At 60.2% G+C, this 14469-nt stretch carries 12 protein-coding genes and 1 pseudogene; 4 read left to right on the plus strand and 9 right to left on the minus strand.

Features of this window, described 5'->3' with window-relative positions; genetic code table 11:
- The first annotated feature begins 362 nt into the window (after nt 1-362).
- From D8Z78_RS23055 to D8Z78_RS23070, 4 genes are all read left to right on the plus strand, one after another.
- Nucleotides 363-569: a hypothetical protein gene (locus tag D8Z78_RS23055; RefSeq protein WP_090525678.1), complete on the plus strand. Its 207-nt coding sequence runs from the start codon at nt 363-365 to the stop codon at nt 567-569.
- A 516-nt stretch (nt 570-1085) separates the two neighbouring features.
- A complete protein-coding gene (locus D8Z78_RS23060; RefSeq protein ID WP_065323582.1) occupies nt 1086-1667 on the plus strand; it encodes a helix-turn-helix domain-containing protein in 582 nt (193 codons plus the stop codon).
- A complete protein-coding gene (locus tag D8Z78_RS23065; RefSeq protein ID WP_102875873.1) occupies nt 1654-3987 on the plus strand; it encodes a relaxase/mobilization nuclease domain-containing protein in 2334 nt (777 codons plus the stop codon). The genes D8Z78_RS23060 and D8Z78_RS23065 overlap by 14 nt, the downstream gene beginning before the upstream one ends.
- 8 nt (nt 3988-3995) lie before the next feature.
- Nucleotides 3996-5996, plus strand: a complete 2001-nt coding sequence (locus D8Z78_RS23070; protein WP_043872263.1) for a type IV secretory system conjugative DNA transfer family protein — start codon at nt 3996-3998, stop codon at nt 5994-5996.
- A 135-nt stretch (nt 5997-6131) separates the two neighbouring features.
- Here the strand turns inward: D8Z78_RS23070 and D8Z78_RS23075 are convergent, their stop codons facing one another.
- From D8Z78_RS23075 to D8Z78_RS23115, 9 genes and pseudogenes are all read right to left on the minus strand, one after another.
- Entirely contained in the window at nt 6132-7259 is a 1128-nt protein-coding gene (locus D8Z78_RS23075) for an SAVED domain-containing protein (protein WP_043872264.1), read from the minus strand.
- Between the two features lie 91 nt (nt 7260-7350).
- Nucleotides 7351-7863 carry a Mov34/MPN/PAD-1 family protein gene (locus D8Z78_RS23080; RefSeq protein WP_074743312.1) on the minus strand — a complete coding sequence of 171 codons (513 nt, stop codon included), beginning with the start codon at nt 7861-7863 and terminating at the stop codon, nt 7351-7353.
- Nucleotides 7853-9571 carry a ThiF family adenylyltransferase gene (locus tag D8Z78_RS23085; RefSeq protein ID WP_074743314.1) on the minus strand — a complete coding sequence of 573 codons (1719 nt, stop codon included), beginning with the start codon at nt 9569-9571 and terminating at the stop codon, nt 7853-7855. The genes D8Z78_RS23080 and D8Z78_RS23085 overlap by 11 nt, the downstream gene beginning before the upstream one ends.
- Nucleotides 9571-10809, minus strand: coding sequence for a nucleotidyltransferase domain-containing protein (locus D8Z78_RS23090; protein WP_052453650.1), 1239 nt, complete (start codon nt 10807-10809; stop codon nt 9571-9573). The genes D8Z78_RS23085 and D8Z78_RS23090 overlap by 1 nt, the downstream gene beginning before the upstream one ends.
- Before the next feature lie 189 nt (nt 10810-10998).
- Entirely contained in the window at nt 10999-12075 is a 1077-nt protein-coding gene (locus tag D8Z78_RS23095) for a TrbL/VirB6 family protein (protein WP_043872265.1), read from the minus strand.
- 12 nt (nt 12076-12087) lie between these two features.
- Nucleotides 12088-12501, minus strand: coding sequence for a hypothetical protein (locus tag D8Z78_RS23100; RefSeq protein WP_043872266.1), 414 nt, complete (start codon nt 12499-12501; stop codon nt 12088-12090).
- Nucleotides 12498-12692, minus strand: a complete 195-nt coding sequence (locus tag D8Z78_RS23105) for a DUF4177 domain-containing protein (RefSeq protein WP_043872267.1) — start codon at nt 12690-12692, stop codon at nt 12498-12500. Before D8Z78_RS23105 ends, D8Z78_RS23100 begins: the two co-directional genes overlap by 4 nt.
- Nucleotides 12689-13675 carry an ATPase, T2SS/T4P/T4SS family gene (locus D8Z78_RS23110; protein WP_121632269.1) on the minus strand — a complete coding sequence of 329 codons (987 nt, stop codon included), beginning with the start codon at nt 13673-13675 and terminating at the stop codon, nt 12689-12691. The genes D8Z78_RS23105 and D8Z78_RS23110 overlap by 4 nt, the downstream gene beginning before the upstream one ends.
- 4 nt (nt 13676-13679) lie before the next feature.
- Nucleotides 13680-14399: pseudogene (locus tag D8Z78_RS23115) on the minus strand (TraB/TrbI/VirB10 family type IV secretion system protein); the annotation flags it as partial.
- Nucleotides 14400-14469: the final 70 nt, after the last annotated feature.

The following is a 14469-nucleotide window of genomic DNA, read 5'->3' on the forward strand; positions in this document are numbered from 1 at the left end:
AAAGCAGCGCAATACGCGAGGGGTCGAGACGTCGCATATGAGGCTGAACACCTGCACGTCCCTCGGGGCGTGTTTCGGAACATCGCATCCACGCGGGCGGGCTCCGTCAGCACCCCGGCCAGGATCGGCGGGACGCGGACGCGGATGGTGGCGGCTGCGTGTTGGCAAGGGTCATCCGGATCACTCCTTTTTGCTCATAGATGTGGATCGCACGGGGTCGGCCCAATCGTGCCCTCAGCTCACGCTTCGGCAAGCACAAATACGGCTTCCACGGCTGGCCGCGGACCCTCCGCATTTGCGCTTGCGACCGGACCTGTTGCCCCCGTGCTGGGTGATCCCCATCGCAACAAGGAGTAACCCAAATGACCAACCACTACGTCGCCACCGTCCCCGTCAAGTTCACCGATACCGATGGCCAGGAGCGCACCCGTTTTCAGCGCGTGGGTGCGATGTTTCGCAACACCCGCAACGGGGATGGAACGGAGTTCTTCAGCCTCAAGCTCGACTTCCCGGTCGCGGTCTCGGAGCTGGTGATGTTCCCACCGAGCGCGAAAGATCCCCAGGACTAAATCCTCTGACGAGGATGGGCCGCCCCAGGACGATCTTGGGGCGGCCCGATCCCTGTTCCAGGGATGCCGGTCCCTGCGCGTTCAACGGACGCACTCCGCCCGGAATGATCAGGCCGCGACAGACCGGCCAGTCAGCCTCAAGGGGGCCATCCACAAAAACCTATCGGCCAGGGCCTCCCGGTTTTTGCGGCAGAGATTTGGGGATCCAAATCTGGCCCTCCTTGACCCTGCCTGTCCGCCCTGTCGGTGGGGTTTGCGCCCGCCCGCGGTTCCGTCCGAACACATGCGTGTTCGGCCAGAGCCTCGGGCGGGGCTGGCGGACGGGACCCCTGGGACAGGTGTCGCTTGGAGGTGAGGGCGGCAGAGCCGCGTCCCTGCGGGCCGCGGCGTGAAGCGGACACCAAGGCTGCCTGAGCCTGGATGCGACGTAAGTATATAATTGACAGCTTGGTATATTATCGTAAGGTAGGGGCAGCCTTGGTGGAAGGTGGCAGGAAATAGGGGGTCTTTCTTCGCATGTCGCGCTCAAAACGTCTCACAGATGCGGACCGCATGGAGATCGTTCGCGAAGCTGCGGAAGGCGTTTCCACTTCAGTGCTGGCGGAACGGTTTGGCGTTTCGGTGCGGGCGATCCAGTACACGCTCAAAGCCGATGCCGAGCGCCAGACGGATGCCGCAATTCCGGTCTCAGCGGTCAGTGTGAAGGTCACGGCTGCGGAGCTTGAGGCGCTCGACGCGGTGCTGGCGAAGGCGGGGATCGAAAGCCGGGCCGAGGGGCTGCGGCGGCTCATTCAGGCGGCAGGCGGGGTGTTCGTTCCGGACGCGCAGATGGCAGCTGAGATGGCGCGCTACCGCGCCTCGCTGCACGAGGTCGGCAATGGGGTCGCGCAGATCGCCAAACAGATGACGCAGGCCAATCGGCAAGGGCAGGGGGCCGGCTCGGAGTTCACCGAATTGCGCCTCGCACAGATGCGCGGGCTGGCGCGGTTCATCCTGGATTCCGCTGACGAGATCGACCTGCTCCTGCGCCGCCGTCGGGATGCGATGCAGCTGCAGGCCACGGCCGCGCTGAGGGAGTTTGCGCATGCAGCTGAATGATGCCGTCCATGCCGTCACGGGCGAGGTGTTTCGGGATGGCTGGAGCCGCGTCCGGGGCTCAATGCAGGGGCTGCACGTGGCCAAGCAGACCCAGCTTGTGCGCGCGGCAGCAGGCCACCGGCCAGCGGTCTTCAAGGCGATCCGGGGCGGGGGAACGCATACCAAATCGCAGCTCGCAAACCAGCTCGATTACCTCACCACCAAGTCCACCCATATCGTGGACAGTAGCGGGTTCCTGGATGGCAAGACGAAGCTCGAGGCGGGTGACATCAAGGATCTGACCGAGCGCTTTGCCAAGCGGTGGGATGCGGGCTTCAAGCCCAAGCTTGGGCAGACCACCCACATGCTCATGTCCTTCCCCATCGGCACGCGCGGGGAGGATGTGCGCGACATCGCGACGGATGTGGCCGAGCGGTTCTTCCAGACCGACGCGGGGCATTTCGACTACATCATCGCGGTGCATGAGGACCGCGATCACCCGCATGCGCATCTGGTGCTGAACCGCCGCTCGCAGGAAGGCGAGTTCTTCTTTCTGGGGCGCAACCACCGCTTCAACTATGACGACTTCCGCCTCGCCATGGTCGAGGAGGCCGAGAAGTATGGTGTACGGCTGGAGGCCACGCGGCGGGTGGATCGCGGCGTCGTGCATTACCCAGCCCGCACCAGCGAGGTCTACGCCGCGAAAGAAGAGGGGCGGGCACCCCGCGAGCGGGAACGTGTGGGGGCCGACCTGACCCGGACTCTGGCGGAGATCGCCAACACCAGAACCGTCTACCATTCGCTTGCCGCAGAGGCCTCCCGGGAGGCCCGGGAAGACATCGCCGCGGCACTCTTCCGCGCGGGCGAGGTGCTGGCGCATGGCGGGCAGGTGGACCGAACAGGAGATGTGTATATGGCCGAGGATCAAAGCTTCGAGGATCTCAGAAGCCTCTATGCGGAAAAGCTCGCGCGGGTGCAGGGCATGATCGCCGAGAAGTCTGACGCGGAACGTCCCGTGCTGGAAAAACGCCTCATCGAGATCCAGACGCAGGTCCAGCACATGCAGCCTCTCGGTTTGCGATCGAGCACGCTGTCTGAGGTGCCGTCGGAGGGCGGGGTCTACTCAGAGGCGAATATCGACACCAACCAGCTAGAACGTCTTGCCGAGCCAGGCCTGCGCTCACGGATCGACGCGGCCCTGCGCGGCACGGGGATCAGCACATCCGAAGTGGTGGCCCGGATCGAGACCGGGGCCTCGAGCGCCGCGCTGGAGCATCAATGGATCGCAGATGATCTCTCCAAGGTGGCCGAGGCGCGCGATCTGAACCTCGAACGCCGCGCCGATCTGGAACAGGCGCGCGACATTCTCAACGATGTGCATGTCACGCTCGGCACGCTCTTGGAACGGGAGAACGTGCTGCGCCGGGATGGCGTCATGGAAGCGGAACCGGTCAGCGAGCGGTTCCATTATCACCGGGACGCGGTGCGGGCGATGGAAGGGACAATCCGTCAGGAGATGCGCGCAGACGGCCTGACAGCGCAGCAGATCGAGGACCGGGATTGGGAGGTTGTATCGCGAGCGGAGCGCCGGATCGAGACGGAGCAGCGCGCGTATCTCGAAGCACACCCGGACCTGCTCGCACGCCCCGGCGATGTGATCGACCGGTCTGAACCCTACAGGGAGACCATCACCGATGCGGCCCGCGCCAGCGAGATCACCCGCGAGGTCGACCGGATCATGGAGGGACGCGACGTCCGCACGCCCGTTGCATATGCTGTCACGGATGACTTGCGCGCGCGCTATCCGGACATGCCGTCCCATCTCGCCCGTGGGCTCGGCGCGACCTATGCGGCCGTCGTCGAGATACGCGACACGGAGGTCATCAATCAGGTCCGCCGCGAAACCGAGATGCGCGAGGGGCTTGGGGTTGGCACGCGCGACGCACTCCTCGCAGCCCGCGGTGAAACTGCGCCGCAGTCTGACCGTACCGACCGCCTCGCAGACGAGATTGCGCGTGTTCTGGACCATGAGCGGGCGGGGGAGTTGTCCGCGCCTTTCGAGACCGAGGCGGAGCGGGACGCTTTCCGAACCGAGATCGCGCGGGTGCTGGATGACCGTCAACTTGAGCGGCTCACATCCGGCGATGCCGATGCGCTGGACAAGGTTCTCGAGGACCGCCTCGACCGGCTCTATGTCGCCAAGGTCTATCTGCAATCCGATGCCGCGACGGCCAATACGGAGGCCTTGCGCCAGGTAGTCGATGATCTTGCCGACACCGAATACGAAAAACACCGCGCGACAGACGTGGATGGCGAGACCGAGCGGGGTCAGGTCCATTGAGCGCCGCCATGGGAAAAGCGCGGATCGCCACGGGCGTCCTGCTTGTGACGCTGGTGACCGGGGCCATGGGCTATACCATCGCCTCGGCGGTGCTGACTTACCAGGATCTCGGCTTCGGCGCCGAGATCGACTTTGCCTATATCGCGCAGAACTATCTGGCGATCCTCGATCGCCGCCCGGAGGACGCCCAACTTATTCACCTGATCGTCGGCAGCTTCGCCGCCGCCGGCCTGATGCTGAGCCTCGCCCTCTCGGGGTCCGCTCTGACACGCTTTGGCCAGACCCATTGGCAGACCGCGCGAGAGATGAAGGCCAATGGCTTCTTCGGGGCGCCCGGGACCGGGTTCATCCTCGGCAAGCTGGGGCCGCCGGGCTCCCGCGCCAACTACATCTGCTCCAAGGTCTTCCCCCATGCGCTGATCGTGGCCCCCACGGGCCGCGGCAAGACCACGGGCTTTGTCATTCCGAACCTGCTGACCTGGCAAGGCTCCGCCGTGACGCTCGATGTGAAGGGCGAATGTTTCGAGGCCACGGCCCGGCACCGCGCCGCCCAAGGCGACAAGGTCTATCGCTTTGCCCCCACCGATTGGGAGGGCAAGCGCACGCATCGTTACAACCCGCTCCTGCGCATCTATGAGTTGAAAGATCCCGCGCGCCAGCAGATGGAATTGCAGCTTCTTGCGACGCTCTTCCTGCAAAGCGACAATGACCGGGTGCAGGGGCTGCTCAAAGGCGGGATCGATCTCTTCGTGGCAGCAGGCCTGTTGGCCTTCCAGCGCAAGCGCCCGACCTTGGGCGAGATCTACCGCATCGCGGCCTCGGGCGGGAACAAGCAGAAGGAGTATTTCGCGCGGGGCCACGAGGTCGACAACAGGGCGGCCAAGCTGATCTTCACGCGGCTGGCTTCGACCAACAACGATACGCTGACGTCTTACGTTTCGCTCCTGATGACCTCGGGGCTCGATCAATGGCAGAACCCCGCGATCGATGAGGCGACGGCGGTGTCGGACTTTGATTTCCGCACGATCCGCAAGAAGCCCTTTTCAGTGTATCTCGTGGTCCAGCCGCTGATGGTGAAGCCGCTCGCGCCGCTGATCCGGCTGTTTTTCTCCGACCTGCTCTCCGCCATGCAGGAAAAGGATCCCGGGCCAGACGAGCCGTGGCCCGTGATGATCATGCTCGACGAGTTCAATCGCCTCGGAAAAATGCCCATCGTGGTCGAGAGCATCGAGACCCTGCGCACCTATCGCGGCCACCTGGCTGTGGTCACGCAAACCATCCCCGCCCTCGATGAAATCTATGGCGAGAACACCCGCCGCGCCCTGCAGGGCAATGCCGGCGTGAAGCTCTACCTGACGCCCTCGGATGAGAAGACCGTCGAGGAGCTGAGCAAGGCGGTCGGCAAGACCACAAAGACCGTGGTCACGCGCTCACAGTCCATCGGCAAGAACCCCTTTGAGGGCCGCAGCCAATCCACACGGACCGAAGAGAGTTCCTTGCTCCCTGAAGATGAGGCGCGCCGTCTGCCCCTCGACGAGATTGTCATGGTGATCGATGCCCAGATGCCGGTCCGGGCAAAGCGGATCCAGTATTTTGATGATCGGCTGTTCAAGGCGATCCACGCGGCACAGACGGGCGAGTTGCCGTTTCCGGAGCCGGGGGGAGGGGGGCTGCAGGGGAACCTGCCGCTCAGTGTGCGCGCCATGCCGATGACGCCGCCGTCGGATGGGCCAGGGGGAACAGAAGCCGATATGGAGAGGGCGAGCCAGGCTGGCGATGGTCAACCGTCAGGCCAAGCCGACGCCGCTCCAAAGAAGACCGCGCCTGTCGTTCAAGCCGTCATCGCCGAGGAACAGCGCCAGATGGAGATGGATTTTGGCAGCAGCGTCGTGGATTCTGAAGCTGCGAGCGTAGCTGATGAGGCGCAGATGCGCTCTGCAGTCGATGGCTTGGACGAAATGGAAGCGATGCTGAGAGAGGAGGATGGTGAAAGGCTGGTTGCGCGATAGGGTGGCGAGGATGGCTTGTCTGGCTGGGCGATGAGCAAACACTTGCCGTGCTAGCTAGAAAATCCTTAAGGTTGGGAGGTCAGCGGCCAATAGCGCGTTGGAATGACGAACCTTCGGCTGACGATTTATGAGGGCCTAAGCACTTACCGTGATTATCGGCTCGAATCCCTTCCCCGGCTTTTGGTCGTAGATGACTAGCGGCAAATCGGCTTTAGGCATTCGTGTGCGGCCAGTTTCGACCGCTGCGGAAACGGGAAGAACCGGAAACATGTTAATAATCGCATCCTCGCCGTGATGGGCTTTGATCTGATCAAAAAGCCTGCGAAGGTGGGCCTTGTAGATTGCAAGATCGTCCTGTCTTCGCATGATGTCGTTGTGAGGATCCTCTGCCGTGATTGACCAGATGGCCGTGTTGTCGCCGAGAACCGAGCGAATTCTCTGATCATCGACGGTCGCACTGAGCGCCAGCTTGAGGGCGACTGGTACGTCTTTCGGCCCAGAATACTCGCCAACTTTGAAATTTATCGACGGCTGGTGGAGTTGCCATTTCCAAGTAGATGGCTCGCGGTGCTTTTGGTGAACAGATACAGGCATGATGTCACCAAGTAATGTACCCAGTTCGATGAGAAGCGGCTGTGGCGCAAGCGCAAACACACTCAACTGTAGAATCTCCTTCTGTTCTATCCGCTCTTTCACCTTGCGTTGGAATTGGCGGTGTAAATGCGCGCTTTGCATGCCCCAAAACTCCGGTTCATCATCCTTGATTTCTGAATTCAGCTCGATGTCGATGGTTCGTCGCTCCGCCGGATGCCTGTCGGGCGGCATAGCGGCAAAAATGGCTTTGGTGGAAACCAAAGAGTCCATTTGGCCGATATTCGCCGCGAAACGGAGCACATGCGCCGCGCGGTCAGCGTCCATATCTGTAACAGTCTCGATCCGCTCTTCGTGCTCGCGCTTCATTGCCACGAGCGTTTCTTCCGGATAGTCGTCCACGTGGTCTACGTCGATTTCCTTGTGATGGACGGGGCACATCAGCATCAGGTTGCTGATGTCGCGGGCGAGGAGTGGCGAACGGACTTTATCACCCCTTGGACCATTATCGCTATCTGCCACAATATGCGCGATGAAACCGAACTTTCCGTCTTCCTTGCCAGCGATTAGATCCCCGACAAGGAGCTTGTTGCATCCTGAAAATTCACATCGACCCGCCGCCAAAGCCCATAATTGGGTCTGAATCTTGGCCGGGATATTTGAACTAGACAATTTTTTGCTCCATTTTGATTAGCGCTACCACAGCGAGTTGCGATTGGATGGTCAGACGAGTAGTCAACCGATTTCCGGCTATCGAATGATGCTAGTGTTCCGACGGTTTCCAACCTTCGCCAAGTCCAGCTTCGGGAACTGCATTCGCAATTATCAGCTGGCCGGTCTCGGGCAATTGGCCACGTTGAAACGTAGTGATAGTCGCCTGAATCGAGGCGTTGCCCATTAGACGGACAATGACCAACGCTGCAAACGAAGGTCCGCTGTTTTCGACCATATCCGTCATCGAGGCCACGTCGATCTCGCTAGGTATTGGTGGGAATGTCGGGTGCGAGTGCCATTCGCCAAGATAGTCAACCCGACCAGCGCGACCACTATTTTCCAGCAAGATCCGATCCATCTGTTGTGAGTGCGGCTCAGGCAAACTATCGAAACGATCTCGTGACCCCGCCTCAAGATCGACGGTGAAACCGACGAGTTCAAATTTTCCCGGAGCTGTCTGTTCTGCAACCAACCACCCGCCGATCTCGCGGTTGCCGCCTTGCTTAAGGTGGATCTGCAGTTTCGCAAGCTGCGAGCGTGGGACTGTGAGGCTAAGCGTCATCTTGTACTCCAAGGTGAGTCATGACGCGTTCAACGCCCTCTTCTGCACAACTTGTGCTGTCTATTACCCATCCGTCGGTAGGACCGAAAATGACCGGATGGGTGTCAAAGGGATGATCAAAGATCCAGCCTTTGCGAAGGCCGATAAAGTATGCAGGTTCCGGATGAACTCTAATCTCCGTTGTTGAAAGGGCGTCTAGGGCATGACGAACCAGCCTGTTGGCAATGACCCCTACGTCGCCGTCAGAGGCGAATAAGGGCTCATCGTCGTCATCACCTTGCACCCCGTAATTGTGTTCGCGGCCCTCTGGCGGTGCCATGCCTTTCTCCTCGCACCATGCTCGCAATTGAGATGCAGCGGTCAGTGGTGGCGGATCTTCAGACGGGATACTTCGTGCAATCAGTCCTCCGAGTCCTCCGGCGTAGACTCGTCCCCAAACGAGAGGTTTACGCTTCTGCGTGCAAATGGCCGCTGCCATTCGAAACACTCCGCTATCAGCCGTCGTATCTATGACGAGATCACAAGTGCTGATGATCTCGCTCAACTGAGCAATATGCTGGACAGCGGATTGAGACGTCAGACTCATTCCCAAGGCACCGACTTTCACTGCCGGATTTATTCGTAGCAATCTGTGCCTAAGCGAAACCGCCTTGTGATGCCCCACATCCATTTCATCGAGTTCGTTTCGAACCAAGTTGTCGGACCAAAGAACGTCATTGTCGAACAAAATGAATTGACCGACGCCTTCGCGCGCAAGACTGGCGGCCACCTTTGATCCCAGCGAGCCTGCACCGATGATGCAGATGCTAGATTCTCGGAACATCTTCCCGTGAACCCGGCGTTCTTTTGCCGTTGGTGGCTCAAAGGTATGAAACAGGTCAATCCTTCGTTTCGACCCGTTGTGGAGAACGCGCAGCAATACCTCTTGCTTGCCATTTGAAATGACGACCAACATGTCGCCGGCGCCTTCTACCCATTTACGGAGCCATGAAGGCAGGTACTGGTACAAGAGCCCCTTCAGTTCCTCGGGCTGCAGATCTGGAATATGCCGAATGTCGGGCAATCGATATAGGACCCCAGGGACCACCCTTCCCCCAAATCCCGCACCATCAATCGGCACGCGCAAGCCAGAGTCCAACCCGATGCTCGCAATGCGAGCAACAAGGACTTCGGAAGCCCCAACCCGGCGCTCCAAAGTTATATGAATATCGGTTGCGTGTCCGGCAAGGCGCAACCTTAACAGGCGGGCGGTGTCAGGCGGTAGCATGAAGCGTCGGGAACACCCCGAGAGCAGCGAGGGTAAGTCGGTAGGATGAGCGCTTTCCACGTCCGAGAAACCATCGTCCTTTGGGGTTGCTTCGAGAAGTGCTTTGGCACTCCTTACCACATCGGCGCTCTTGCAGTCGGGATGCCAGTTATCCGGTCTATACTGGAGGCATAGTTCACCACCCTCGCCGTATTGGTGCTGCGATAAACGGACGGAGCTGTCGGCTGGAAGTACGAATGGTGGCAGATCTGGAAAGAGTGCTGGGAAAACCAGCCGCAATGGAATGCGACGATCACCGGCGAGCAGAACAAACGACCACGTCAGCAGGCCATCGGCGTTCTTGCCGAATTGGGGTTCTTCTAGCCAAGCTGATGCCGCGGCTAGGCTAGCGAGCTCTTCACACTCACGGATTAGCCTCGCCTCGCCGGCTGTGAACTCCATCAACCAAAACCTTTTGGCTCCGTCGGCCTCCGATCCTCACCACCAAAAACGAGACCCGGCGCAGAAGCCCCGGCCGCAGCGGCAGGAGCCACGGACGCCGCACGTGAACCCGCGGATGCCGCTACCCTCGAGCGAACACCTTCAACAAGGGTGCTGCCAAGATTTCGTGACAGTTCATTCAAAACAATATTCGTATCACTGAACTTTTGAACGGCGCCAAAATCTGATCGAGCGGTTTCAAGCCACTCAAAGAAGGATTTTCGACGATCGGGAAAGTCCTTCCACCGATCCGCAAAATTCTCAGAAGGGTCAGTCGGGTTGGCGATCCATGACTCACCATTTCGTTCTTTGACTTCGAGATGCATGTCCTTCAGGATTTTGGCAATTGCATCTGACACCCTTGCTTCGCCTGCGTAGGCATGGGCCGAGAGCGTCGTGAGGATCACACTGATAACCTTCAGCTCCGGATCCCGCTCCGCGAACCACTCATCCCTGTGACGCTTCAAGATCATGATGGCTGACTGGAGAGGTGTTCGCACCCGAAATACCGGGACGTCCTCCACACTCGCTGTCACTTTGCCTTGGGCGTCGAGGAATGCCCTGCGACGCTCATTCAGCTGTTCGATCTGCCTTGACTTGAACCAGGCGGCAAAGCCCCTAGGATTGCTTCGGGGCCAATCATCCGTGATGATACGGTATGTGCTAGTCTTGTCTTTATCGGTGATGGCAATCGCACCTTCCGCAAGCGCCTGATCCGCGAGGTAAGAAGAAAGAACGGCACGCATGTTTGCCTCGTTCGGCACAGCCGGCAATACGTCCATGTGGAATTGCGCACCATCTGCGTAGATCAAGGTGCAGCATCTTCTAGGCTCATCACTTACCTCATTCTTGATCCCTCGCGCATCGCGATACGCCTTGAGCTCAGCCAGCAGAAGAGCGCGCAGATCAGCTTGCGAAATTTGCGCTTTCGTCAGAGACCGGAACGAGACAACGATGTCGAGATCGTAGTCTTCGTCCTTGGATGTCGGCTTGATCGGTGTGCCGAGCGCGAAAGAGCCTTGGATATAGACATCGGGATCATAATCACGAACCTTGGAGTCATCTCGATGCAAAAACTCGCCAAGATCCTTGTAGCGCCTTTCGGCTTGATCGAAGCGATCTTGCGGCACTGCCAATTCTTCCGCAAGTTTCTCAATTGCAACATTATACCCATATCCTACGCCCGCGCTCACATTCATATCAAACCTCTTGTTCACAATCCCACAACTACAAGATGTCCATTTTAAGACTGATTTTCAACGGCTATGCCGAACCAAACGCCTGTCTTTTTTACAAGCAGTTTTGGAAAGTGAACTTGCTACGAATGGCGGCGGTTAGAGCTCCAAGCGGAGCATGAGAGAACCGTTCCCAGTGCCCGATTAGGGCCGTTACCGTCGCCCAAGCCGGCCCAGTCTCGCCAGCTGTGCCAGCATTTTTGACCCTGCGTCAGTGGATCCTGTGCCGCCTGTGGAACCCGTCTGACCCATGCCTTGCCTCGCTGGCATCTGCTGCACGCCAAAGAACTGCCGCGCCCTGAGGGCTGCGTATTCTGCGCCACTGGCCCCGCCGATGAGGTAGCGATTGTAGGCCTGCTGGCTTCCCATGGCGGCGCGGGCAAAGCTGTAGCCGCCGCCGAGACCTCCGGAGAGGGCGGGCATCATGATGTTGCCGGAGATCGCGCGGACGATGAAGGGCGTGGCGATAATGAAGCCCTTGGCCATGAGCACCATCATGAAGAAGGGAATGAGCGCGCCGATGTTTGAGGCCCCTTCGGGATCGCCTAGTTCACCGATGAGCGCGGAGGAAACGCCTGTGATCGTTGCGAACACGCCTGCGACGACGATGGGGTATAGTGCAAAGGAAATCAGCGCGGACAGCCAGCGCGCGAAATAGTCCTTGGTCACTTCGAAGAGGGTGAGGAAGATCATCACCGGAGCGATCCCAATCAGGAGTGCGATCATCAGTCGAGAGGCCACGAGGATGAAAGCGGCCAGCCCGCCGAGTATCGAGAGCAGAAGCACCCCGACGATGTCGAGCATGGCCCCGGCCATCCAGTTCAGCTCTGATCCGGCTGCATTGAGGTAGTCGCCGAGTTCCGCGATCAGCCGGTCAAACTCTTCGGCAAAGGTCCCAGAGGGACCCGGGGTGCCGCCACCGACCGAGGCTACAAGCGCGCCCGCAATCCTGTCGATGCCGGCCAGGATGGCAGATGAGAGCGCGTTGAACTGCACCCAGTTGGTCGCGAATATCCCGATGAGGCCGATCTTGACTGCCAGCCAAAAGGCCGTTCTGCCGTCCATCGCCTTGTATTGGTAGATCATGTTCAGGAAGACGAGGATCACCACCAATGTTGTACCCACAACCAAAAGTGTGCCCACGGTCGCAGCGACGGACCCGAACTGGGATTCCGCGGCGGTGTCGAGGTAGCCCTGGGAAGTTTCAACGAAGTAGGTGACGACACTCATCGCGGCGCTGCCTTACCAATTGCCTGCGGCGTCGCAGATGGCCTGGGCGGCAGGGCGGGCGGCGTTGGCGCGGCGGTTGTAGGCGTCCGAGGCTTCGAGCATTTCCCATCGTTCGTCGCTCGCGTAGCTCTCCCGAAACACGGCCTCGGCTGCGTCCCAGGACGGGAACCGGGTCGCGCAGTCGCAGTTGCCGATCTCGACGACCCGCTCGAGATTCTGGGCGCGATAGATGTCCTGAACCAGAACCCGCTGATAGGCTTGGCGCAGGGGGATCTCCTGCATCCAGACGGGCTCGGCGGGCCGGTCCGGACAGACGTCAAAGCTGCGATCGAGGGTTGGCACTAGGTTGCGCTCAGCGAAGCCGGGTGCCGACGTCAGGCCCAAGACCAGCGCGGTCAGTACGAGGGTACAGCCCGCCTGCCTCATGCCGTGGCTCCAGCGGGTGTGGTTTCGCGCTTCAGGAAAACGGTGTGCCCGATATTGGCGAACTCCGAAGTGCTGATCGACACCACCTCCCACCCGTCTGCGCCCTTCTCGTTCAGGCTGGCCTGCATGTCGGAGAGGCTGGTCTTGCGGGTCATGGGAAAGGACAAGATAACGTATTCAAAGGTCTTCATTGGGAAATTCCAATCTCAGTTGCGCCGGGGAGGTAGAATTCGGTGATGCCGCGTTTGCCGTCATGGCGACCGGCCTGGATGATCACATCGATGGAATTTTCGATGTACTGGATCATGTCGGCATAGGTCATCGGGATTTCGGTCTTGAGTGCCGCGATCGCGAGCCGCTGCACGGCCAGTTGCGGGGTTTCGGCATGCAGCGTGGTCATCGAGCCGCCATGGCCGGTGTTGATGGCTTCCAGAAAGGTCATGGCCTCCTTGCCGCGCACCTCGCCCAGGATGATCCGGTCGGGGCGCATGCGCAGCGTGGCGGTGAGAAGCACATCGGCGGTCTGGAATTCCGCGTCGCGATTGGCGATGAGGGTCACGGCATTCGGCTGGGTCGGCAGAAGCTCGGCGGCTTCCTCGATGGTCACGATGCGTTCCTCGGACGGTACGTGAGAGAGGATTTTGCGCGCGGCCACGGTCTTGCCGGTGGAGGTGCCACCCGAGACGATCATGTTGAGTTTGTTCTCGACGCAGAAGGCCAGCGCATCATCGATCAAACCCGCGGCCACCACCGCGCGCAAGGCGCGCTTTTTTTCGACGCGCAGGTCTTCGAGCTTGCGCTCTTTTCCGTAGAGGAAATTGAGCGCAATGCCCTCGAGTGGCAGGCTTGAGAAGAACCGCAGGCTGATCGACATGGCCGAGAGCACGGCGGGCGGGGTGATGACCTGTGCGCGGATCGGGCGCCCCTTGTAGGTGATCGAGACCGAGACGATGGGGCGGTCCTTGCTCATCGTGGTATTGGCCGAGGAGGCGATCTGGTTGCCGAGGTCCCTGACCTGAACGCCCGTCAGCCTCTGGTCCAGCGCGCGCATGAAGTGATCACCCTGGAATTCGCCCCAGCAGGTGCCGTCAGAGTTGATGCAAATCTCGATGACATCGTCGCGGGCGGCGGCGTCGATCCGGTCGAGCGAGGTTTCAAGATAGCTCAGCGACATGGGCTCAGAATATCTCCAGATCGCGGTCGACCATGACAGTGACGCGCGCGCCCTGGTCGACATAGATGACGGGGCCGATGGAGAGGTAATCGCCTATGACGCTGTCCGTGGCATCTGCCAGATCATCGCCAACGTCTTCGAGAACGTCGGCGGCAGTCTCATCCTGGACCTCGGAGGCGGCGGCACTGGGTGCTGCCGAAATCAGCGAGATCAGGGCGGCCGACCCGAAACGCTCGGCGAAGCGTGTGTCCACGAAACCGGTGACGCCAGAACGGCCCAGTTCATCACCTCCGAAGGAGCTGATCTGAACGGTCTGGTTGTCGGGCAGGATGATCCGGTCCCAGGCGATCGTGACGCGGCGCTGCGCGATATCGACGCCAGCGCGGTAGCGCCCGACGAGACGGGATCCGCGGGGGATCAAGAGGCGCACGCCATCGACGCTGTAGACATCCTCGGACACCACGGCACGGGTCTGGCCGGGTAGCGAGCTGTCAAGGGCAGTTTCCATGACGGCTTGGATCATGGTGCCCTGTAGAATCGTGTTGGAGGGATTGGCGATCACCTCGGCCTGCGTCACCGTCGAGGGCAGCGCCCCGTTCAGCACGAAATCCGTCACCTCGCCAAAAGTGCGTTCGGTCAGAGCCGTTTCATTCGCTCCGGAGGCACCGCCAAAAGCGATGGTGGGCGAGGTGATGCGCCGCTCCTGGAAGGCGCGTTCTGAACCGCCCCGGGTTTGCCGGAGAGTTTTTTGTTCAAAACTTAGGCGACGTGATCAAGAGCATTTATGCTCGCGT

The sequence above is a fragment of the Tropicibacter alexandrii genome, assembly GCF_003667315.2.
Taxonomy (GTDB): domain Bacteria; phylum Pseudomonadota; class Alphaproteobacteria; order Rhodobacterales; family Rhodobacteraceae; genus Tropicibacter; species Tropicibacter alexandrii.